We start from the raw sequence: 22,071 nt of genomic DNA, 5'->3' as shown, positions 1-22,071 counted from the left end.
TTACCTAATCCATTTCCAATGCGGAAATAACCTTTTGCGTATCAGATAAATCACCAATGATCCGGCGTTCAGGCAAAGGCTCTTTTTTAATTAAGATTGGAGTGGCCAGAATTTTTTCTTCTTCTGCCACCCCCTTGTTTTTACAGAGATCCACCACATCAACATCACACAAATCAGCAAGCTTGGGATCTGAGCATATCGATTGCAGATTAATAACGGCACGTTTTGATATAGCACTATTTCCAATAACAAATAGTTTTAGCTTAATGCGAGTCATTCATTTACTCTCTTAGCAATTTATTGGACTGCATTCGTGTAATAATTGCTTGTTCCTGAGCAAGCAATTTATTTTTTTTAGATATCAATTCATTCCGTTTAGCCAAATAACTTATTTCCTGAATTTTGTGTTGTGCATATAGCTCCTCTTCCAGAACCTGCATTTCACGTTCAATAAATTGAATTTCCTGTTGTCTCTGATTTTGCTCTTGTTCTTCTCTCAAGATACAAGCTGATTTTTGTGAGCCAAATACCATTTGCTTATCACCAATATAAGGATCTTCAATGTGAATGCCTTTATCTCTCACATAAAACTCTTTGATTTGATTGGATGTCTTTATACCCCGTGCTTTGGCAATATATATTAATCGATTGAATTCGCCATTGCTTTGCACATTCGACAAGCGAATCCAGATTTCTGTTAAGCTGGATAAACCAAGCTGGCTTAATTCTTCGCAGTAATCAGGTATCAACTCAGTAAACAGCAGGGTTTTATTGCGCGATTTCATGTAAGAAACAAAGCGAATGAATAATCTTTTAACCTCTGTCTGATTACCCAGGTCCAAAAGCGAAGAGAGGGGATCCAATACCAGGACATCAAATTGCTTTTCTTCAGTTAAATCAATGATTGAAATAATATGATCTTCCAGTCCCATTTCCACTGAGCGTCTTGAATGGATATGTAGTTTTTTTTTGGTGATGTATTTCATTAAATCAATGTTGATGGATTTGGTATGATGTATTAAATCGTTGGGTGACTCTTCAAATGAAATGAACAATACTTTCTTTCCATGTCGAGCAGCAGACTGGGCAAAGCTTGCTGCAAAAAGCGTTTTTGCGGTTCCTGAACGCCCGGTGATTATTGCCTGTGCTCCAATTGGATATCCTTTGCCACCTAACATTTTATCCAAGGATTTTATACCAGTGCTGAGGAATTCGCCCGAAGTGGTAGTATCTAATTTTGTATTGGTTACCGGAAGCAATGAAATACCGTTCTTAGTGATAGAGAAGGGATACTCATTGGTCCCATGAGCTGAACCTCGATATTTAATAATTCGCAAATAGCGTGTCATGAGGTTGTTTTTGATTTTTTGTTTCAGTTCAATTGCACAGTCTACGACATATTCATCATAGATGTCAGTTTGCATAATCGTTTGCGTTTCGGCCAGAGTTGTAAGAACGGTAAGATTCGTTTTTCTTGCCCACTGAAATAATCTTAACAACTCGTAGTTGGGATCATAATTTTTGATGCCTAAAAGAATGGACTGAAGTGAATCAATAATTAGTGTATTGGCTTTGATTTTCTGTTGCGCCTGTTCTATACGGAGTAAAAGTGCATTGATGTTGAATTCCCCGGCTACTTCCTCCGTTAATATAGGTGTAAAGTCAAGAATTAAAAGCTTGCCTTCTTGCAAAAACTTCTTGCTTTCCAAGCTGAATCTATCCATATGAGAAATAATTTGCTCTGGTGACTCATCACAGGTGACATAAATGACTTTCCTTTTTGATTTAAGTTGTTGGTAGGTAAAAAAAAGGGTGAAAATTGTTTTTCCTGTGCCAGGGCTGCCCTTGAGAAGGGTTGGTTTATTTTTTAAATAACCACCATTTAAAACATCGTCTAATCCCTTAATTCCTGTTTTTGTTTTATTGATATTCACATTTTGTCCTCGCAACAGATGCATATCTTTAAGACACCATTGCTTGAGTGATAAATAATATGCTGATTGTTTAATTATAGACCCATTATTTCGTCTTGATAGAGTCGTAACAAATTTTGTCGTAATTCCATGAATCTGTCACATCTGTAACTCCATAAAAATGTCACATTCGGTTACCCTAAAAGTTCCCTGGGAACTAACCTAGTCATTCTATGATGAGTTTTGAGTTGGATTGTTTAAATAAAGAATACAGGTTTTTGCTTTTAATCTATCAACATACTATTTTGTGACATGGCAAAGTAAATCTGTGAACTCACCATCTTAATTCCTAAGTAGTTTGATTATTTCATTTAAGCTAGAAAAACTCATTGTAAAGAAATTGACAATTTTCATATAGCTTATTGTTAAATAAGAAAAAATCATGATAGATTAATTTTTTTTCCAATCATAAATGAGGAGGGTTTGATGCGATATTCATTATTACTGTCGGGTGCTTTAACTGCAATTATGACAAGTGTCAGTGCCAATACTAATACCTATTTAAAACCCTCAATTGCCCAACCTACAACCTGTGTAAACTCACTTTTTACAGCAACGGGAAATCAACACTGGAAATCAATCGTATTAAAGTTAACCAATAATTGCAATCAGGCAGTCGATTTTCAAAATTCAACTGTCTCCTTTCAAACAACAGCGGCTTTAAATACCTCTTTTTGGGGGGATTTTTCTCCTTTATCTTACCCGGATAATGCTTTAAATATTTCTTCTCAACCTCAATCTGGCGGAAACTATCTAGCCACTTTAAACCTGCATTTTCCTAGCTATCCAGGTGCCAATAGCAAGTTACCTGTTGGAAGTTCCATTTCAATTAAATATGGGGCAACGACGGATAGTCATATCGAAGGAACAGCTAATGTTTATTTAAGCACAACGGTTGAATCAGGAAGCATCCAATTAACTAATGCGTCTGCAAAACCAACAAACGTGTCACAAGCTTATGCATTAGTGCATGTCACCATGAATGGGCAACCAGTTAGTGATATACAATTACCTTGGCAAACTTCAAAGACGCTATCTGGAGTTGCCGTAGGCAATTATGCAATATCTGCTGAAACTGTTATTGACAGTAATGGGAATTTTTATCTGGGACAAGCCAATCCCAGCATGGTTAGCGTGCTTGCAAACCAAACTACGAATTCAACTATTAACTACACGCTGGTACAACAGACAGGCAAGATTATGATCCATGTGCAGAATCTTCCTAGCGAATTAAATAACTACAATGAAACTCCAACCGTTCTGCTTACCCAGAGTCAATCTGGAAATTCACGTTCACAACCTGTGGTTTGGGGCAATACAACAACTGTTGCTGAATTGAAGACAGGAAGTACTTATCAATTCTCAACTCCTTCAATTCATTATAACGATTACAATTGCTGGCCCACTTTCACGCCGTCTTCATTGGTCGCAAGTACTACAAATGTCCCGACTACTAATTTAACCTATCAATGTGTCCAGGTTGTCAAAGAGGCTGTGACACTTAATGTAAGTGGTGCTCCAGCTTCTCTATCCTCATTGAAAATTATTTTAACTCCCAACGATGGTTCGCAAACAGTAGAGCAGACAGTTGATTTGGCCAATGGGGTTGGTTCGGCTGTGCTTTCTTTAACCGATGGGGTTATTTATACCCTTTCAAGTGAAGCTGTTCCCGGTTATACAGTACAATTTTCGCCCCAACCTTTAACAGCAACAGAAAATGCAACAGTAAATATTACTTTATCTCAGATAACCTCTGAAAAAGGGCGTATTATTGGTTACGTACCCGGTTGGAAAACGCCACCCACCGCTCAGGAATTGGCTAATGCAGGTTATACTCACGTCATGATTGCTTTTGGTGTATTTAGCACAAGCTCTCCTGGTGTCATTGTTCCTGCATTTGAAACAGTTACCAAAGAATATATTCAATCCCTTCATCAAGCAGGGATTAAAGTCATTCTTTCTTTAGGTGGTGCGTTAACCAGTATTCCCAATACAACGGTAGACTTTCACCAGGTTTTAGCGGCATCTTCTTCACCGGAGGTATTTAAACAAACATTTATCAACTCTTTAAAAGGATTAATTTCCCAATATGGTTTTGATGGTTTTGATATTGATATTGAGCATGGAATTAATGGTGGCGGTACTTTTTCTCAACCACAAGGTGACATTGCTGTGTTAGCAAGCATTATTAATACGATGTACAGTCAAAATCCTTCTTTGTTAATTACTCTGACACCTCAAGTTGCCAATATTGCTGCAACAAGTGGTTTCGACCAAACTTGGGGTAATTATGCTTCTTTAACTATGCAAACCCATCAGTCTTTAGCTTGGGTAGGTATCCAGCTTTACAATACAGGATGTGCTTTCGGTATTGATCAGGTATGCTATGGTCCTACACCAACCAGTACGCCTGATTTTTCGGTTGCCATGGCTACCAATTTATTAGAGAATTGGCCAGCAACGGTCAATGGAAGGCCTACCGGGTTTCAACCTTATATTAGCCATTTAAAACCTTCTCAAGTTGCCATTGGTTATCCCTCTCCAAATGCTAATGGTGGCAGTGACGGTTCACCAGTTACTCCGACAACTACAATTAAACGGGCTATTCAATGCCTTAAAACAGCAATTGCCAGTAATACCAGTTGTGGTACCTACATCCCACCTAGAGCTTATGGAAACATCGGTGGCGTATTTAATTGGGAAGTGACTTATGATAAAAACAATCAATTCAAATTTGCAACAGAATTGAAAAATTGTGTTATTAATGGCCTCTGTAACTAATTAATACGACCGGGTCAGGCTCTTTGAGCCTGACACTTAAATCTTGAAATTTGGCTTATCATATATTATATCTTTGAACCAATATATTTTAACATTTTATAATCATTCGTTTAACGAGAGAGCTTAGTGCAGATTTTTTCCATATCACGATCACGCAAGTGTTTATCTTGAGGAAACTTGTAATTGGCAACCAGACTTTCTTTAGAAATTTCAAATACTTTTCCATCAGCTAAATTTGCATTTAAAGTTTTTCCACCAAATAGGGTAATGCGTTTTCCATCAAAACGAGAATTAAAATATTTTTTCCAAAACATATCCGAGCCTGGTTGAATCATCATATGAATGCCTTTATCCATTTTAAGAGCATACTTAATGGCTCTTGATGCAAGTTCACTTCCCAGTCCATGCCCTCTGGCATTATTGTTAACAAAAAGCTGGTCTATTTCTACCAATTTTTTGCTTTCTAACCTATCCGATGAGGCGAGTTGAACATAGCCGTGTATCTCTCCTGTTGATTTGTGCTTTGCTGATATCTGTATATTGCCGTTTTGCAGAGTTGAGATTTCAAATTTGTAAATAGCCATATTTTGCCCCATAAAAGCTCAGATAACTTTCACTTAGTATAACATATAATCTATTTTGCGGGCTTCCATTAGATGAGTACAGCTAAGCAGTTATTCAGAATTGTCAATCGCACTGAGTGTCTAAGATGCCACGTTTTCGATGATATCGCTGTCAAAATAGTTGGTTAAAATGACAACTGTCAATTGCCTATCTGGAAAATAGTAATACTGGCCTTGGTATCCTGAGTTTGCTCCATTATGGGACCAGGCTATTTCCCCATTAATTTTTTCGCGTCCTATTCCAAAACCATAATCATCTGGAAAAGTAAGCATCATTGTTAAATAGTTTGGAGATAAAACTATTTTATCTTTTAACAATACTTGGACAAAGATATTAATATCTTCAGCAGTACTAACTATTCCACCATCAGCCAAGCCAAAACCATCATCATGGTCTGTTACGTCAACCACTTTTTACTCATGCTCGCAAGACGAAAACTGTCGGTAATATTCATTGAAATATCATTTTCCTTATCTGCTAACCCTGCCGCGACGGAAATTGTGCCTAAATCAGTACTTGATATCAGTAATACTGCTCCAGGGGTTAATGAGTCTGCGAGATTGTCTTTTAATATGGTATGTAATTGCTTAGTTAAGGAAGGGCTCGCAAAGGCAAGTGGGCAATTATTCAAGACAATAAAAATGAAAAACGTATAAATCAATTTCCACTTGCATACATAACGGCTCATTGCAACTCCAATGTGGCAAGGGTTTTCTCACCCACCAAATGAGCTATATCTTAATTCTAGTCGATTTCAGGATAATTTCTTTACTTCCTGTATAAAATAGATTGCTCCTCCAGGTTCAAAATGAATCAAGGAATACAAAAGCCGATGTCTTGATTTTTGTTTGTGTCTTCGTCATAGTGCGAAACCGAGATCAACCAACGGTGGCAAGATACAACAAGAATTTTTTACGAAGCCTCATGTTTACTTTTTTACTTTAACTCAAGGAGTATGAATACATGGTCAACAAGATTTGCCTGAGTTTCGCACTATTAATTAGCGTACCCTCCATTTTATTAGCACAAGACAAACTTATTTTTGCTGTGGACATTATTCGTCATGGCGACAGAACGCCGATTGTTGCTTTGCCTACTGTAAATTACCAATGGCAAGAGGGGCTTGGCCAGCTTACGGCAGAAGGTATGCAACAAGAATACAAAATGGGTGTGGCATTTCGCAAGAAATATATTGAAGAGTTGCATTTGTTACCTGAACACTATGAATACGGAACCATCTATGTCCGCTCTACGGATTATGCACGTACTCTGATGAGCGCCCAGTCATTGTTAATGGGGCTATATCCACCTGGAACTGGACCAACAATTCCTGCAGGAACTTCCGCTTTACCTCATGCTTTTCAGCCTATTCCCGTATTTAGCGCACCGTCTAAATACGACGAGGTTATCATTCAGCAGGTAGATCGTAAGGAACGGGAAAAGCTAATGGAGCAATATGTTTTTTCTACCAGGGAGTGGCAACAAAAAAATAATGAATTGAAAGACAAATACCCATTATGGAGCCGTCTGACTGGTATTAATATTGATAATCTGGAGGATCTGGAAACAGTTGGTCATACCTTATATATTCATCAAATCCATAATGTTCCTATGCCGGAAGGATTAGCTTCTAACGATATTGAAACAATTATCAATTCTGCTGAGTGGGCTTTTATGGCACAAGAAAAACCTCAGCAAATAGCGAATGTTTATAGTTCAAAGCTGATGACTAACATAGCTGATTATCTGAATTCCGGAAGCATGAAAAAATCTAAACTGAAATATGTTTTACTATCTGCTCATGATACTACAATAACCAGTGTATTAAGTTTTTTAGGTGCTCCTTTGGAAAAATCCCCGCCTTATGCCTCAAATGTTAATTTTTCTCTCTATGATAATGGAGCAAATTATTACACAGTAAAAATTACCTATAATGGTAATCCCGTACTTATTCCTGCTTGCGGTGGCTCAGTATGTGAGTTACAACAGCTTATAAATTTGGTACACGATTCTAAAAATTCAGTGTAATCACTTATCCTGTAGCTATTTGGCTTAGGTGAGTAATCCTAACCATCTCAGACTATCTGTTGTTGCAAGAGAGCAACAGCTGCTGGTTTGAGGCATTCGGGAAATAGCCCATTTTTTCATAACTTAATATTATCTTAATGTTTTTGTTTTATAATTAGTCACTGTTTAAAAAATTATCACTAAATTGGGAATAGTTATGTCTAAACTAAGAGCATTGGAAAAAGAAGCGAATGAACTGGCTCTCATTCTTGATCAGGCCCTGTTGAGTCAGTCAATAGAGGTTAAAAGAAGAGCATTATCTCAATTTGAAAATTCAGAATTAATACAAAACAAAGATAATTTGCGGATTTTTATTGACCCTGAGCATCCCATTGTGAGCTTAATCATACTTGCTACAAAGACTTTACCTGAAAAAATAGAAAACCTGCAAAAAAAGATACGTTTGCTCGAGAGCCAATTGGCTGCTGAAACTGAGGAAACCCTTGATGAATCCAATTCGGATTCTGAAAGCGTTGATTACGATAACGGTATTAATGAGGAGACTGTTGTTCCTGTCACCGTTACTCATCAAGAGCATATCAGTGAGCTTGACACAAGGTCTGTGGCTATTCAACGATTAAGAGAAGCGTTGCAACCTTATATCGATTCTACTCAAGAAAGGACATATGAACACTATTATGGAATGGCTGGGACACTACTCAGTTTTTTTGGAGCGGCAGGTTACAGTAAAACGGACAAACTAAACGCTATCACTAAATTGTTCCAAAATCTTGAGGGGGATGGCGCTGAGCCACTCAATGATACAGATAGAGATATACTAACTACAGGAGTTCTTGGCGCTACCATCAAGCCGTTGTTAGAAGATGAGCATATTGGTAATGAATTGAAAGACTTGCTATCGATAAAAACCGATAATGTGAATACAATTTAAAAACTCATATTTGAACAGGAGTTTTCCTGTTCATCTGAAATACTTATCTTATCTCATCAAGCCATCCGATGCCGGATCAATGATCCGGCATCTTAGGCAAAATTCCTGATGTATGAAAATCGTTTAACGGGATTCGATTTAAAAGCGTATCTTTTTATCTGGGTTTTTAAATTATTGATTTTTAGAAATAGTTAAGCTTATTTAATGGCTAAGAACAGACTGATCAAGGCCAGGTTCTGGATAATTCTCGAAAAATGCTTTGGAGTTTGCATATCGTGCAAAATGCAATGCTACTAAATATCTACCCACCAACCTTGATGCCTGATACACACAACCGGCCATCCCATTTCCATATGAAAATAAACCCTAACCGCGCTGATAAAAATCAGTTTGTCATAAATAATTGCTGGAGGATCCATCAGCATATATTGAAACAAATGTTAGAGCAATATTAATAAAAAACGTTAAATAGACAGGGTGTTAAATTATCATGGCCTTATATTGCAGGAAGTGCTTTATACAAGATACTAAGAGGAGTATATTTTATAAGACGCACTCAGGGCCGGTTCAGGCGAAGAGAAACAATACATTATAAACGGGCTCCAGAGAAGCTTTATAGAGCAGGAATAGTAATTTGATTAAGACTTTCATCGATAAAAAAATACAGCTGCTATTCGGTTGCCTTATTTTTTTTATCTTCAGTACTCATGCTAAATCATTTGAAACACCTGATGTATGGGATGTTTTGCGCGGTGAATTCAAGATGAATCATGAAGCCTATCGCCCAGAGGTTCAAGATCAAATTCGCTGGCTACTGGATCATCCAGGGTTTGTGACTAAGGCCTGTAAACAGGCTGAGCCTTATCTTTATCATGTAACTCGAGAAATACAAAGAAGAAATTTACCCGGTGAGTTGGCATTACTCCCTATGATAGAAAGCGCTTACGATCCTTTTGCTTACTCAAAAGTTGGTGCTGCAGGTTTATGGCAAATAATGCCGGTTACGGGGAATCAGTTAGGTTTAATTCAGGATTGGTGGTTTGATGGAAGACGAAGCATTAATCATTCAACTGATGCAGCTCTGACTCACTTGATGCATTTAAATAAAGTGTTTAACGGAAGCTGGATACTTTCCATCGCAGCTTACGATGCTGGCGAAGGAGCCATAGGCAGAGCTGTAAAAGCAAATAACACTAACGTAGGTAGTGTCAGTTTTTGGAATCTGGATGTGCCTAAAGAAACTCAAATTTATGTTCCTCGATTTTTAGCTCTGGCTGAAATCATGAGCAACCCTCGGGCTTATAAAATAAATCTTCCTGCAATGCCATTTCGACCTTATTTTGAAGAGGTGAATATTGGCAGTCAAATTGACTTGAATCATGCGGCTAGTTTAGCAGGAATTTCGGTTAGTGAATTAACCAAATTAAATCCGGGTTATAATAGATGGGCTACCGCACCCTATAAACCCTTCACTTTGCTTATCCCTATAGCAAAAGTGACTCAATTTTATTTCAATTTATCACATTCACCTGTTGATAAACGAGTGAGCTGGAGAAAATATCTCGTCCTTCCGAGTGATAGTTTAAAAAGTATTGCTAGAAAATATCATACGACTGTTTCATTAATAAAAAAATTAAATCGTCTGTCAGATCACTCGATAAGACCCAATCAGATCTTATTAATTCCGAGCGCCAAAAGTACTCCAGCATTGCCTTTCCACGAAATTTCAAAGTCAAAATTCTTAAGCCAGACACCAACAAAAGGTAAAGTATACAGGGTCATACATATTGTCCAAGCCAATGAAACGTATAATACTCTTGAGCGACTTTATAAAGTTACAGCTCAGGATATTATGAAATGGAATCATATTGGCCCGAGAGAAGCGTTGGCAAAAGGGCGACAGTTAATTATTTGGAAAAAGTCAAGCAATCTTGAATGGAACAGAACTTTCAAAAAACCTTAAGTTTCCGGCAATCCTGCATTCTAAACATAATCCGTGTTCGGTCAAAGTTTCACGCTTGCCTATTCGATAACTTATTAATAAATTTGGTTAAATTTCTCATATGTGGCGATTTTCACACTAACCTACTAATGATGAAGATTATGTGCTGGGTTTGCACCAAAATATTCGTTGTAGATACGGAGGTAGGAGCCATCTTTTTCCATTTCCAGCAAAATGTGATTAATTTTATCAATCAATGCCGATTGGGTTTTAAGGGCTACGATCGCATATCCGCTTCCTATCGGTATTTTATCGCCAATCAATTGTAATTGATCGTCTTCAGTGGGGTTGAGATTATTCACGATGAATCGTGACGCTTGATAATTGATTAAAATCGCATCAATTTTTTTGGTTGTTAGTGCATTAACTAGTTCTGCCGGATCTGTGTACTCTATAAGCGTATTGGTGGTTTCGTATTTTTTTAAAAGAGGTGATTGCTGAAAATTAATCTTAAAGAAACCAACTTTTTTAAAATTGATATCGTTCAAGGTATCAATCGAGTTGTTTTTTAATGTCAGAAATTGGCCGTCACTGGGTAAGTAGGGCAAGCTATACCGATAGTTGGCAGGTAATGATGTCGTGATAGGGGTTGAGCTAAAAACAATATGATAAACACCTTTATCCAGGCCTTTTAACTCCCCTTCTTTAGGAATAGGGATGTATTCGCATTTTTCTTGCAATCGGTCGCATATTATATTCATGAGGGCAACAACGAAACCATAATAGTGATTCGCTTTGTCTGATATAGATGAGAAAGGAGGAGCAAATTGTAAGACACCCACCTTGAGTGATTCACTATGAACTAGAACATTGCTTATAAACAACAGTATAAATACTATCCGTTTCATAAATTGGGTCTCTTCTTAATATGGTCCATATTTTTAATAAGAGAAGTAATCTTTTTTAATTATAGGGCAATAGTTTTCATTTTGGATCTGTTTTTCAGGATCCATGCGAGTCAAATAAAATACTGCTAGCTAAGCGATCAAGACTCTTTCTAAGGTTGGGCTTGGAGGGTATGGGGCAGTGTCCGATTTAGAGATGTCGTCAAATTCAGGTCACTGCCCTCTCATCTATTCTCCATCTTATGGATTGCAATAAGAAAAACCTTCTTCGTCTTTGTGATCAAATAAAAATGGTTTTATTACAATGTCACTAATTGTTTTTAGATCATTCCACATAGTGCTTTCTGCACAGAAATTAATGGTGTACTTGATTAAAATTTCTGAATCCTTTTTGCCAAGCTCAGGATGCTCCCCTTTTGAGATATCAGACATTAGAGTTGAAAATTTATGGCTTCCTCTGATCCTTCTTAAATTTTTTTTCGCTACCGGTTGCTCTTCTTTAAGTTGCTCCTGGTAGTAGCGTAGAATGACTTGGAGGTATTCTTTCAATAAACACACATCGCCGTATAAAAAAGGGTAAGGTTCATTATTTTGTACTGCATGATTGAGGCGATCATAACGAGCTTCCAGATCTTGAAGGAATTCTCGATTGTTACTTATTTTGGGGTTGAACTTGTAATTAGAAACAAGAGTACTTCTTTCAACATTAAACAATTGTTGAAAATTAAAGATAATCTTTGAAATTTTTTTAAGATAATCTGTAGTACATAATATTTCAAAGGCTTCCTGGCTGGTTAATGGAATTGTTTTAGAAAACATTTTCATACGCATGACGTGATCTCTGGTTGATTTAGATTTAATTTAAATCTAAATGATTAAAATTCAGCATTATATAATAATGCATTAGATAGATAAATAAACATAGTGATTTTTTTATATTCTTTTTGGTTTTTATAATTTTAGCTGTTAATTGCATAACCAATCCTGGATATATTACTCGTGTAATCATGGGTAAATTATTCATTTAAATCAATGGCATAAAAATATTTGGCTGAATTTTTTCTGATTAATCTATACTTTTAGTGAATCGATTCCAAACAATAGTTATATCTATGATTCTAAAGCCGAGAAAATTATTGGTGGCTGGTATACAGAAAGCCAACACCTCAGACGAAGTTGCTCAGGATTTATTACGTAAGAACATACTCAGTGATATTAAATATTATGAATACAATGAAATAGAATTAGCCATACAGGATCTGTCTGCCGGTAAAATTGGTTTGGTCCTTAAATTATATCCTGTTATTTCCTGTTTAATTCGAAACTATACAAAACTAGCTGTTCCTTTGCAGGCTGAAACACATGAAAAACTTGGTATTGCGGTTGCTAAAGATAATTTTAAACTCCGGGATAAAGTCAATCTTATTTTGGTCGATCTTATGCAAAATGGTACTTTAAGTCGCCTGCAACATAAGTGGATAAGTACAACCTAGGGTAAATTAGGCCAATGTCAGTTTCAACTCAAGAAATAACCTTATTTAAGGAATCTTATTTTTCTTGAATCGTTCTGTAATTATTTTTCAAATCCTCTTGAACTTTTATACAGATAAGTTAATTATCAGGCTGAGCTCTAAAGATCCAATAGAGTGTTATTGGAGTACAAAAGGATTTATAACATGAAGATATTAAAGACGACCGAAAAAAAATCGCGAAAACCTACTCCTAAAGAGTACAGAGCTTTACCGCTTCAATTGGTACAAAATACTGAGCCGGATCGAACGTATTATCTGAGAAGTACTGTAGAAGGCATAGGGAGTTTTCTTTCTACCCGTGTAAGGGAACTTTATAACACTTTAGCCATGACTTTTTCTTTAGACTCTATGGATTGGGGCAGTTTCAAAAAATACATTTGGCCAACGATATCCTCTGGAGCAGCATTGCTGCTTGGTGATTATCTAACCCGATCCATGAGTGAATATCAAACGGGAAGCCCGGAATATGATTTTATTTTTAAATTTCTTTTTGGTACAGCGATATTAGGGTACTGTGCTTTAAATCGGATAACTGACAGAAAATTTACTTCCCAGGTTGAATTATCTGCAGCAGTAGCCAGTGAAGTCATGGCAATAACCTACATGTATAGTTCGGTTTTCAAAGGCACCAATTATTTATTGCATGATAGTATTTCTGATGAATATTCATTAATTGCCGGGCTAGGAACCAGCGCGCTACTGGTTCCTAGCGGAATTTCTTATCTAACACAAAAAATACAAGAGTTTTTAGTGCGAATCCAATACAATAAGGGTGCGCAACGCTCAGATACTGCAGTGATTTCAAGCGGACTCACACCCATATCCAATCTTTATTTTCAAGTCAATCATTTTATTGCCAGCGAACTGATGATTAGTTCACGCGCATTTCAGCTGGGACTCATTTCACACAATATTCGCTACGCGGATAGAATAATGCAGAAATTTCGTAACTTGCCTGCATTATTAGCGGATTTGGCACCATCGACGATAAAAAAAATGCGTATCCAGCAACAAAAGCTTGAGCATGATTACGAATACAATCATAAGCTACATCAGGTTTTAAGATTTACAGCAGACGGCTCAATGTTTATAAGTATCCCAAGGTATCAATTATGCACAGGGGATCTGGTTTATTGTGATAGCAGCATCGATTTGGCTTGTGTACCGGTTTCTGGGGAGCTGGTTGCTTTAAAGCGAGATTTAAAAGGAGAGTTTACTCAAACCCTGGAACAAAAAAAATTTAGCGTTAACCTGAAAGCTCAAAATGGGGAAGATGTTTGGATAGAACATGAAACCAAGCCTGATTTTACCTCGCATTATAAAAAGGTGGATTTACACGCTGTTAGAGATGGCAAACAGGCAGGCGTATTGGTAGGCGATAAATTAAATTTATATGGTAATGATAATATTTTTATTCAAATCAAACCCGAGAAAGAGCTTTTATTAAGCAGTAACTATGAAAAAAAAGCAGTCATTAATGAGATTATTGCTGAACGAAAACAAAGAAGTGTTTTATATTCTATTTTAGGCTCCATTATCATGGCTGCTTTTTTACAAAGGGATATTACTGCAATGCCTGCAGAAACCCTAAGGCTCATGTTCACACTCTTTCAGACTATGATTCCTTTTTCTGAAGCTTTTTTACGAGAAACTGTGAATAGCCGTTTGATGAAAAAATTGAATAGCAATCTTGGGGATCAGCCTTTTGGAACCATAGATGCTCTTCGTGTGGTTGATTTATGTAATGCTCTTGGCGGTTATTATCATGACAGATTTCCCAATGGTGTCGCAATTATTTCAGATAAAACTGGAACTCTTACAACTACAAGAATGGATGTATTAGGGTTATGGACTAATGATATGGCTCCTGAGGTTCAGAAGACATTAAAGGAAAAAGAGGGTTTGCTCCTGCCAGAAGAAACACAATGCCTGCAAACTTTTGAAGTTTTTTGCAATGCATTTACTAACAATAAAAAAGAATTGGAACCTGAGGAACATGCTATTTTAGAGTTATTTCAATCCTTACTCGATAATCGACAGTGTCTGGAAGTGATTACTTTAGGGAATAATCATTTTAAAAAAGAAATGATCTCTAAAGACATTAAGAGAGAAATTGAAACTTTTCATTTGGGTTTATATCGTACGTTTGGCGGGCGCTTTACTTTGGTTCAGGATGGTTGTGAACATTATCTGGTCTTTTGTGGAGTGCCCAAACAGGAGGCTTTTAAGGAGACTCCTTTGCTAAAAGCCTATACGACTATGCAAAGTCGTACTGGAGTGTTATCTCGTGATTGGTGTTTGGCTCGAGGTAAACTCAGTGAACGCGAGTTTACTATTTTGAAAGAATTATTTAGCAAGGATGATAAAAAGCAGATTGAGCATTTTATTTTACAAAATAAATTATTGCTCGAAAATTTGATGTATTACGGTACTTTTATTATTGATAATCCTGTAAAAAAAGGAGCAGAAACATTTATTGCCCAATGTCGTGAAATATCAGTTCCAGTTTTTGTAGCAACAGGAGATACGACCAAGGCAGCAGAAAATATTGCTAAAGTATTGTGCCCGGCTAATGCAGGAAAAATTTTTACCCTGCGCGCTGATCAGATTGACGAAAAAGGTGTTGAATTTTTAAATGAAGAAAATTATCCCTCTGACTCTACAGTTATATTTTCAGGTATTAATGAAGCGATATTGAACAGATTCCAAAAACTGATGGATAGAGAAGGGGCAAAACGCCCCGTCGTTATTTTTGCTGAAATGAGTACTGAGGGGAAAGGTGTTTTAGCTCGTTATCTTAAGGACCATCAATATTTTGTTGTTGCCAACGGGGATGGTACCAATGATGTTATGATGATGAAAAATTCCAATGTGGTGATAGCGCATCATTCAGATGATGGAACTTTTGCTCCAGGAGTGGATGGCTTATCCAATATTAGTGAGGAGCAGCTAAGACGGTTGTTTGGTTCCCATAAAACTTTTTATGAACTGTTTGACATTAATCTACCCAAAAGTCTGTTCGCTCAAAAATTTGCTCCTCTAGCCAACTCACAGGAAAAGCCAACCATGGCCTTGGCACTCAAAAGTGGAAAAATGACGTTTGATTTGGCTAAAACAGTTGGATCAGATGTCACAGAAATGAATCAGCAGCATTGGTATAGCGTTGTTTTTGACTTATTATGGTTGTGGATTGCTTTTTATGAAATAAATGAAAGCTCCGATTTGCCAATGGATAATCGGAACATCAATGCTTCAAGATTGATTTCCAATACCATGGGGATTGCCTTAATAATCGCTGTTTTTCAATCCCTTGCTAATTATACTCTGTTTAATGAATCTACGAACTTGACCAGTATGCTGATTATGTTGAGTTTTTTGCCTCTAATACTAAAGAGTATTTTCTCAGGTTTTAGAATGGTTCAGGACAGCTTGTACCCTCAGGAGGAAGTAACCGAAGTTGAGGAAGAAGGAGTTACAAGTACTAACAGATCTGTCCTAAGCTATTTTGGAACTTTTTTTTCACGAAAACCAGTAAAGCAATTGGAGGGTTTAAACTGTGTCCCTCTATTAAAGTAGCCCCTTTGCATAACTGGGCTTTTTTATTTTGCCGCTATGTGTTTCTCCTTCTGCTTCGTCAGGGACACCAATCACAGGCGCTGCGCTGATTGCTGGATGTTTATAAATGGCTGCTTCTACTTCACCAGGCATAATATTCGATGTATTGCGGATAATAATGTTTTTAATCCGGCCTTTATAATAAAAATAACCTTGTTCATCCTGAATTCCGCAATCTCCTGTTTTAAACTAACCTTTTATAAATGCTTTGCGGGTTCCTTCAGGATTATTCCAATAACTTTGCATCACCATATCACCTTTTACCTGTATTTCTCCTGTTTCAACACAACGTACGTCTTCTCCAGCTGCGTTTACAAGGCGTAATGTTACTCCATTCACCGATTTGCCAATACAGGATTTTTGAGTCAAATCAGGGGTTCTGCAGACGGTTAGCCAAATGGCTTCCATCCTAACCTTTGAGCACATCTTAAAAATGTTAAAACATCTCAAATGTATTTTTTATTTCAATGCTGATTGTCATTAATATAATCTTAATGTTTTTATAATAAACTATGCTGGTTTTATATTAGACAGCACGAAGTTAATGGAAAGTTTCCTTCAAAATCAAGATGATTCCCGTTGATCATTATAAAGCACCCGTAATTGAGCAAAGCAAAACAACTTTGAAGTTCCAATAAAAATCTGATTGCATATAATTTTGCTCAAATTTTCAAGATAAACTAATTGAGTATGACTAATGCCTACTGGAATCATATTAAGTTCACAATCCCCTGAAGCCACAACTTCTTTTCCTCGTCGAGGAGGTACTGCTGCTGGAATAAACCATGTGACTGGTTTTCCTGTTATTAAAATGCATAGAGACGCTCAGGCTCGTCCTGACGAGCGAATGCACTTTAATCAAATTAAAGATGGCAGCTTGGTTTTCATTACCGGACATAGCAATACTGCTTTGGATCATCTTACTGGCGATTACGTTCCTCCATTAGCGACTCCGGTTCAGCCAATGAGTACCGACTGGACATATAAACAGTTTAGAGATCTGATTCTGAAGAATGGAAACCTCAAGGCAGGTGATACGATAACCGTCGTTCTTTGGGCATGTAATGCAGGTGAGGGAGGTTTGAGTAGTGGGGCAGGCTTATTGGGGCGCTTATTCAGGGAAAAACAAATTAATACAAGAGTTATTGCTTCAGCAGCAACTACTATGCGATTTGATGGTCACTATTCTCCAACTCCAGATGGAACGCTAGCTATGGCATTTATAACAGAGAATGGTAGCAAAGATATCCGCATTTTTGATTTTTCTGAGGAAGAAACGATTGAATGGAAAAATAAAGGGCGTCTTTATGTTACCAATAATGGAATTGAAGGATATAACTTATACAGTCCTAAACAATTGGAATCCCTGGAAAGCGAAAAAATATATAAAATCATGGAGGAAATATTTGTTGATAGGCACTACAAGGAAAATATCAGAACTGGAGAGGAAGTGAAACAATATTTTTCCAAGTCTAAGATAGAGTTTATACTGCGTTGGAGTTCGGCCAATGAGACTGATACTGAAAATAAGTATGTCTTCATTGCAGCATCTTTTCAAGCTGCTGATGGTATTCATAGCATTCGATATGGAATAAATAAGAATGGAGAGCTTTTTTCAATAAATACGACTAGCAATAAAGTTACGCCAATTGATATTTTGCCACAGGGTGTAATGGCTACTTTGACGCAACATATTACTCAAAATAAAGAATTGATAGAGAAAGCGCTCCATGAAAAAGGAGCACAAATGACTCCCAGTCCAAGACTAAAACATGGATTGAAACGTAAAAAATCAGATCATACTGAATTGCTTCTTTTTAAAGGCGAGAAAGAACCATTAAAATCCGTTCAAACAGATATTCTCTCAAGCAAGGTGCGTGCTTCTCCAGGGCGGTCAACCCAAGAAAATCAGGATTTCTTAATGTTTGTTACACCGTTGCAAGTCCAGGAATTGTTTAACTCTCATGGAAAAACGATGAAGAAAAAACATGAGGTAAAAAACAGATTGGATGATGGAGAGACTAACGGTAATGAGAAAATAAGTAGGCCTATATCTAAACCAAAAAAAAATTCTGGAGAAAATGAAGAGCCAAAAATGGATTTGAGTAAAAGGCAACGAATACCTGTTGTACAGAGAAAACGACCTCAGGGTCGTAGGCACGAGTTCTTTAGTGATTCCCCAAAAAATCCAGATGAGCATAAAACAGAAAAGGATAAAACGACATTGCACTCGCAAAATCCAACCAAAGGGGCTTAGCTGGTCAGTATAGTCTTGTTGGATGTTCATCAAAACTACGTTACATCAAACCACAAGTTAGTAGCTGATACGTTATACATATTTTCTATCTTAAATAGGCAGCTGTGGGTGCTTTTTGCCTTTAAAGGAGCTGGTGATTATGCAGTCAGGAGACAATTAATTTTAAAGAGTATAAACTTTTACTTTATGAACTCTTCCTTTGATAGAAATTTCTCCTAACTCTACAAATTGAAATGCCGTATGATCTGTCGCAATATAAGTATATTCACTGATTAGAATATCTGTATTGAGTTTTTTGGTGGCATTTTCTATTCGTGACGCCAAATTGACAGTATCGCCAATAGCTGTGTATTCCATATGTATATCAGTTCCAATATTCCCGACAATGGCACTGCCTGTATTGATACCAATACCAATTTGTATTTCAGTACCTAATATTTTTGCCCAATCGGCATTGAGTGATTTCATCGCTTCTCGCATTTTTAATGCGGTATGGATAGCATGGTCTTCTTGATAGGCATCATCATCAGGTGAACCGAAAATCGCCAAAAAACCATCTCCAAGATATTTATCCAATATTCCATGTTGCGAGGTAATGGCTTCTATCATTTTCTCAAAAAAATGATTTAAAAAATCGACTACCAATTCAGGTTTTATACGCTCCGAAATGGTTGTGAAATCGCGTATATCACAGACCATAATTGTGACTTTACGTCTCTCGCTAAATACTTGCGGTAACTCACCGGATTTCACAATTTTTTCTGCTAAAGCATGAGAAATAAAACGTGTTAAGCTCACTTGCAACATGTTACGCTGTCTCAATCCTTCAGTCATTTCATTGATTACTCGACCCACTTCCGCGAATTCATCTTTTGTCCTAATGTCGAGATGTTGCTCAAGATCACCTTGGGCAATATTTTTGAGTGCGGTTGTAATTTTTAATAAGGGTTTATTGAACCACTGAAAAAGTAGCCAGCCTAAAAACATGGCAAATAAAAATGTTGAGATAAAGACTGCAATACCTGAGTACAGCAAGAAATGAAATCTTTGGTTAACCGAATCGGCGTTTACGTCCACTCGGATATTTCCAAGGTATTTCCCTTGTGCGTCTTTTATTGGGTATAAAGCGGTCAGCCATGTACCCCAGAGGTCTTCAACAAATTCAGGCAGAATGGTAGGCAATTCATAATTTACATTAATTGTCTGCCCTGATTCAGTCTTAAGTTTCATGACAGTTCCCAATTCAGTTTTATCTATAATGTTTTCTTCGGGATCTACGGCAAAGCGAAGTACCTTGGGATTATTAGAGTCGGGAAATAAACTATATATGAAATTCACATACACATCTTTGCGACGATTTGCGTTACGTACTTCAAGAAGTTTTTTTTCAAGATCTTTGTAAATAGGTGAGTTTGCAGACGTATCCAGATTAAATTTCTGAATATCTTCCGGATTCATCAGGACAGCTGTTGCCGCAGCTATGGATAAAGCAGATGAGCCTACTTCTTTGTATACGGTTTCTTTACCATATTGATAAGATAAAAACAGAAATATGCCGTTAGTAGTGATTACTATGAGAAGTAGGCCAAGAAATAACTTAGTACGAAATTTCATTATTTATCCACCATTAGCAGATTAATTATAAGTATTGGATAAAGGCAGTGAGAAGTAAAGACAACAGATTTCTGGAGATCTTTACCAATCTCCAGAACGATGTGGTTTTGGATAAAATAATACTTCCCAAAAATATAATTTATTATAAGACAACATACTTATTATTTGGGGCCATTGGAGCCAGGAACAAGCCAATCATATATCGCAGCGGCACCTGTGACTGTATTATTAAAAGCATTTTCAATTTCAGCATTACTGGTTCCACGCTGCTGAAAGAGACCAAGTCGCGTCACTGAGTTTTCAACGGGCCGTTTACTTTCTCCGACTTCATGAGAAGCATAAAGTACTGCGGAAGTAGCGAATATGGATGCAAACAACCCCCATCTCGAGTCGGCATAATAAAATGGCCATAAAAGCAGGTTTGTTATTCCTACCACTATCCCTGCTTTTTTGAGCTCTTCTCCACTTGGTTCATTATTTTTTGGCATATTAATTCCTTTTTAGACAAAATTTCAGTTCAAACTATATTCCAGATAATAAAAATTGCAAGCAAAATTAACGGGATATATGAATAATCTTGCCAACTTCATGGCATGGAAAACCAGGTTTGTTGGTGAAGGTATTACGATGCGGAATAAATCTTTTAAACCATTTACCTCAGCGCAGAGTAACCTCCTTGGATTCCTTTCTTTGAAAAAACAATCTGCCATAATTGCAGCATTCTGGCATCAAAAGCTCCAGCACAAGAGAGCAAATAATAATTCCACATACGAAAGAATTTTTCGCTATATTGGGATTTAATTTCGTCCCATCCCTGATTGAAATTCTCATGCCATGCCATTAATGTTTTGTAATAATCAGCTCCAAAATTATGCCAATCCTCCATAACGAATAATTTTTCGGAAGCTTGGCCTATTTGCATGATGGATGGAATCATTCCATTGGGAAAAATATATTTTGAAATCCAGGGTGTGGCTTTTGTGACACTTTCATTGGAACCTATAGTGTGTAATAAGAACAAACCATCATCATTTAAACATTGATGGACAATCTCCATGTATTTTCGGTAATTCTTGTAACCAACATGCTCAAACATCCCAAGCGAGACTATACGATCGAATTTTTCATTTAAGTCTCTATAATCCTGAAATCGGATTTCAACCGGCAAATGAGCACAGCGCGTTTTAGCTAAGTCGTATTGTTGCTGTGATATCGTTATGCCAACTACTGACACCCCATAGTTTTCAGCAGCATATTTTGCCAGTCCTCCCCATCCACATCCGATATCCAGCAATTTCATACCGGGTTTAAGGCAGATTTTTCTGCAGACCAGATCGAGCTTGTCGAGTTGGGCTTGCTCCAAATTTTCAGCCTTTCTCCAATAACCGCAAGTGTAGTTCATGTTGCTATCAAGCATAATCTGAAACAGATCATTTCCTCTATCATAATGTTGTCTACCAACATGTAGAGAACGTTTTGGGGTTTGCAGGTTCAATATTTTTGATAAAAAGACATTAAATGCCAATTTAAAATTAATTTTAATTTTGGACTCAAGATTTGCGTTAATCAGTTTTGAAATAAATAAATCAATTCGTTGACAATCCCACCAACCTTCCATGTAACTTTCACCCAGACCCAAATCGGCATCACGCAATAATCTGGAATAGAACTCATCATTATAAATTTGTATATCCCAAGCTGTTTGGCCATTGATATTGATATTGGCTAGCTGAAGCATGTAATTGACAAATGTTTTTGCTTTGTTTTTTTTAATATCCATATCAAACTCCCTTTTTCTAAGGATGTTTAAACATTCGAACCCTGTTAAGTTGTTTATAATGTTTATTATAAGCCAAGCCTGGGAGCTGG

The 22,071-nt window shown here is 37.0% G+C and carries 18 protein-coding genes and 1 pseudogene; 7 read left to right on the top strand and 12 right to left on the bottom strand.

All coding sequences use genetic code 11. The features are described 5' to 3' along the window. Nucleotides 1-4: 4 nt before the first annotated feature. Both OQI99_RS06780 and kaiC read right to left on the bottom strand, forming a co-directional pair. Nucleotides 5-277 carry a circadian clock KaiB family protein gene (locus tag OQI99_RS06780; RefSeq protein ID WP_061513521.1) on the bottom strand — a complete coding sequence of 91 codons (273 nt, stop codon included), beginning with the start codon at nt 275-277 and terminating at the stop codon, nt 5-7. Between the two features lie 4 nt (nt 278-281). Further along, on the bottom strand, nt 282-1,934 hold the full coding sequence (kaiC, locus tag OQI99_RS06775) for a circadian clock protein KaiC (protein WP_265731549.1): 1,653 nt from the start codon (nt 1,932-1,934) through the stop codon (nt 282-284). A 465-nt stretch (nt 1,935-2,399) separates the two neighbouring features. Here kaiC and OQI99_RS06770 point away from each other — a divergent pair, with 465 nt between their 5' ends. Further along, nucleotides 2,400-4,754: a glycosyl hydrolase family 18 protein gene (locus tag OQI99_RS06770; protein WP_265731548.1), complete on the top strand. Its 2,355-nt coding sequence runs from the start codon at nt 2,400-2,402 to the stop codon at nt 4,752-4,754. A 110-nt stretch (nt 4,755-4,864) separates the two neighbouring features. Here OQI99_RS06770 and OQI99_RS06765 read toward each other — a convergent pair whose 3' ends face one another. The 3 genes from OQI99_RS06765 to OQI99_RS06755 form a co-directional block, all read right to left on the bottom strand. Beyond that, nucleotides 4,865-5,338, bottom strand: a complete 474-nt coding sequence (locus OQI99_RS06765) for a GNAT family N-acetyltransferase (RefSeq protein ID WP_265731547.1) — start codon at nt 5,336-5,338, stop codon at nt 4,865-4,867. A 120-nt stretch (nt 5,339-5,458) separates the two neighbouring features. Next, a complete protein-coding gene (locus OQI99_RS06760) occupies nt 5,459-5,788 on the bottom strand; it encodes a serine hydrolase (RefSeq protein ID WP_265731546.1) in 330 nt (109 codons plus the stop codon). Continuing rightward, nucleotides 5,776-6,066: a hypothetical protein gene (locus OQI99_RS06755; RefSeq protein ID WP_265731545.1), complete on the bottom strand. Its 291-nt coding sequence runs from the start codon at nt 6,064-6,066 to the stop codon at nt 5,776-5,778. Before OQI99_RS06755 ends, OQI99_RS06760 begins: the two co-directional genes overlap by 13 nt. A 275-nt stretch (nt 6,067-6,341) precedes the next feature. On the opposite strand from OQI99_RS06755, the gene OQI99_RS06750 reads away from it, so the two are divergent. The 3 genes from OQI99_RS06750 to OQI99_RS06740 all read left to right on the top strand — a co-directional run bounded on the left by OQI99_RS06750 (nt 6,342) and on the right by OQI99_RS06740 (nt 10,300). Next, nucleotides 6,342-7,406: a histidine phosphatase family protein gene (locus OQI99_RS06750; protein WP_265731544.1), complete on the top strand. Its 1,065-nt coding sequence runs from the start codon at nt 6,342-6,344 to the stop codon at nt 7,404-7,406. A 196-nt stretch (nt 7,407-7,602) separates the two neighbouring features. Continuing rightward, entirely contained in the window at nt 7,603-8,337 is a 735-nt protein-coding gene (gene ceg19, locus OQI99_RS06745; RefSeq protein WP_265731543.1) for a Dot/Icm T4SS effector Ceg19, read from the top strand. A 634-nt stretch (nt 8,338-8,971) separates the two neighbouring features. Next, complete coding sequence (locus OQI99_RS06740; protein WP_265731542.1) at nt 8,972-10,300, top strand: transglycosylase SLT domain-containing protein; 1,329 nt, start codon at nt 8,972-8,974, stop codon at nt 10,298-10,300. A 125-nt stretch (nt 10,301-10,425) separates the two neighbouring features. On the opposite strand, the gene OQI99_RS06735 is transcribed toward OQI99_RS06740, so the two are convergent. Together OQI99_RS06735 and OQI99_RS06730 are read right to left on the bottom strand one after the other, a co-directional pair. Then, nucleotides 10,426-11,187: a transporter substrate-binding domain-containing protein gene (locus OQI99_RS06735; protein WP_265731541.1), complete on the bottom strand. Its 762-nt coding sequence runs from the start codon at nt 11,185-11,187 to the stop codon at nt 10,426-10,428. Nucleotides 11,188-11,424: 237 nt separating this feature from the next. Beyond that, nucleotides 11,425-12,015: a lpg1124 family Dot/Icm T4SS effector gene (locus OQI99_RS06730; protein ID WP_061513529.1), complete on the bottom strand. Its 591-nt coding sequence runs from the start codon at nt 12,013-12,015 to the stop codon at nt 11,425-11,427. A 299-nt stretch (nt 12,016-12,314) separates the two neighbouring features. On the opposite strand from OQI99_RS06730, the pseudogene OQI99_RS06725 reads away from it, so the two are divergent. Together OQI99_RS06725 and OQI99_RS06720 are read left to right on the top strand one after the other, a co-directional pair. Next, a pseudogene (locus OQI99_RS06725) lies at nt 12,315-12,677 on the top strand (amino acid ABC transporter substrate-binding protein); the annotation flags it as partial. A 183-nt stretch (nt 12,678-12,860) separates the two neighbouring features. After that, the gene (locus OQI99_RS06720) at nt 12,861-16,292 is read left to right on the top strand and encodes an HAD family hydrolase (RefSeq protein ID WP_265731539.1); all 3,432 of its coding nucleotides are present in this window, start codon (nt 12,861-12,863) and stop codon (nt 16,290-16,292) included. Here the strand turns inward: OQI99_RS06720 and OQI99_RS06715 are convergent. Next, nucleotides 16,284-16,424: an AMP-binding enzyme gene (locus tag OQI99_RS06715; protein WP_241495201.1), complete on the bottom strand. Its 141-nt coding sequence runs from the start codon at nt 16,422-16,424 to the stop codon at nt 16,284-16,286. The two genes, OQI99_RS06720 and OQI99_RS06715, sit on opposite strands and share 9 nt — an antisense overlap. A gap of 96 nt (nt 16,425-16,520) precedes the next feature. Continuing rightward, nucleotides 16,521-16,757: an AMP-binding protein gene (locus tag OQI99_RS06710; RefSeq protein ID WP_265731538.1), complete on the bottom strand. Its 237-nt coding sequence runs from the start codon at nt 16,755-16,757 to the stop codon at nt 16,521-16,523. A 271-nt stretch (nt 16,758-17,028) separates the two neighbouring features. Between OQI99_RS06710 and OQI99_RS06705 the strand changes: the two genes are divergently transcribed. Further along, entirely contained in the window at nt 17,029-18,588 is a 1,560-nt protein-coding gene (locus tag OQI99_RS06705) for a hypothetical protein (RefSeq protein WP_265731537.1), read from the top strand. A gap of 162 nt (nt 18,589-18,750) precedes the next feature. On the opposite strand, the gene OQI99_RS06700 is transcribed toward OQI99_RS06705, so the two are convergent. The 3 genes from OQI99_RS06700 to cfa all read right to left on the bottom strand — a co-directional run bounded on the left by OQI99_RS06700 (nt 18,751) and on the right by cfa (nt 21,982). After that, nucleotides 18,751-20,202, bottom strand: a complete 1,452-nt coding sequence (locus tag OQI99_RS06700) for an adenylate/guanylate cyclase domain-containing protein (RefSeq protein WP_265731536.1) — start codon at nt 20,200-20,202, stop codon at nt 18,751-18,753. Nucleotides 20,203-20,363: 161 nt separating this feature from the next. After that, complete coding sequence (locus OQI99_RS06695; RefSeq protein WP_265731535.1) at nt 20,364-20,690, bottom strand: hypothetical protein; 327 nt, start codon at nt 20,688-20,690, stop codon at nt 20,364-20,366. Between the two features lie 164 nt (nt 20,691-20,854). Next, nucleotides 20,855-21,982 (bottom strand): cyclopropane fatty acyl phospholipid synthase, encoded by a 1,128-nt coding sequence (gene cfa, locus OQI99_RS06690; RefSeq protein WP_265731534.1) that lies wholly within the window; start codon nt 21,980-21,982, stop codon nt 20,855-20,857. Nucleotides 21,983-22,071: the final 89 nt, after the last annotated feature.

This window comes from Legionella sp. PATHC039, assembly GCF_026191275.1.
Taxonomy (GTDB): Bacteria; Pseudomonadota; Gammaproteobacteria; order Legionellales; family Legionellaceae; genus Legionella; species Legionella pneumophila.
This window is presented reverse-complemented; position numbering and strand designations above follow the sequence as displayed.

Excerpts from the sequence above, each read along its gene's own strand:
- OQI99_RS06780 (WP_061513521.1), bottom strand. The coding sequence starts at position 277 with ATGACTCGCATTAAGCTAAAACTATTTGTTATTGGAAATAGTGCTATA.
- OQI99_RS06770 (WP_265731548.1), top strand. The coding sequence starts at position 2,400 with ATGCGATATTCATTATTACTGTCGGGTGCTTTAACTGCAATTATGACA.
- OQI99_RS06765 (WP_265731547.1), bottom strand. The coding sequence starts at position 5,338 with ATGGCTATTTACAAATTTGAAATCTCAACTCTGCAAAACGGCAATATA.
- OQI99_RS06755 (WP_265731545.1), bottom strand. The coding sequence starts at position 6,066 with ATGAGCCGTTATGTATGCAAGTGGAAATTGATTTATACGTTTTTCATT.
- OQI99_RS06750 (WP_265731544.1), top strand. The coding sequence starts at position 6,342 with ATGGTCAACAAGATTTGCCTGAGTTTCGCACTATTAATTAGCGTACCC.
- ceg19 (WP_265731543.1), top strand. The coding sequence starts at position 7,603 with ATGTCTAAACTAAGAGCATTGGAAAAAGAAGCGAATGAACTGGCTCTC.
- OQI99_RS06735 (WP_265731541.1), bottom strand. The coding sequence starts at position 11,187 with ATGAAACGGATAGTATTTATACTGTTGTTTATAAGCAATGTTCTAGTT.
- OQI99_RS06730 (WP_061513529.1), bottom strand. The coding sequence starts at position 12,015 with ATGCGTATGAAAATGTTTTCTAAAACAATTCCATTAACCAGCCAGGAA.
- OQI99_RS06720 (WP_265731539.1), top strand. The coding sequence starts at position 12,861 with ATGAAGATATTAAAGACGACCGAAAAAAAATCGCGAAAACCTACTCCT.
- OQI99_RS06715 (WP_241495201.1), bottom strand. The coding sequence starts at position 16,424 with ATGCCTGGTGAAGTAGAAGCAGCCATTTATAAACATCCAGCAATCAGC.
- OQI99_RS06710 (WP_265731538.1), bottom strand. The coding sequence starts at position 16,757 with ATGTGCTCAAAGGTTAGGATGGAAGCCATTTGGCTAACCGTCTGCAGA.
- OQI99_RS06705 (WP_265731537.1), top strand. The coding sequence starts at position 17,029 with ATGCCTACTGGAATCATATTAAGTTCACAATCCCCTGAAGCCACAACT.
- OQI99_RS06700 (WP_265731536.1), bottom strand. The coding sequence starts at position 20,202 with ATGAAATTTCGTACTAAGTTATTTCTTGGCCTACTTCTCATAGTAATC.
- OQI99_RS06695 (WP_265731535.1), bottom strand. The coding sequence starts at position 20,690 with ATGCCAAAAAATAATGAACCAAGTGGAGAAGAGCTCAAAAAAGCAGGG.
- cfa (WP_265731534.1), bottom strand. The coding sequence starts at position 21,982 with ATGGATATTAAAAAAAACAAAGCAAAAACATTTGTCAATTACATGCTT.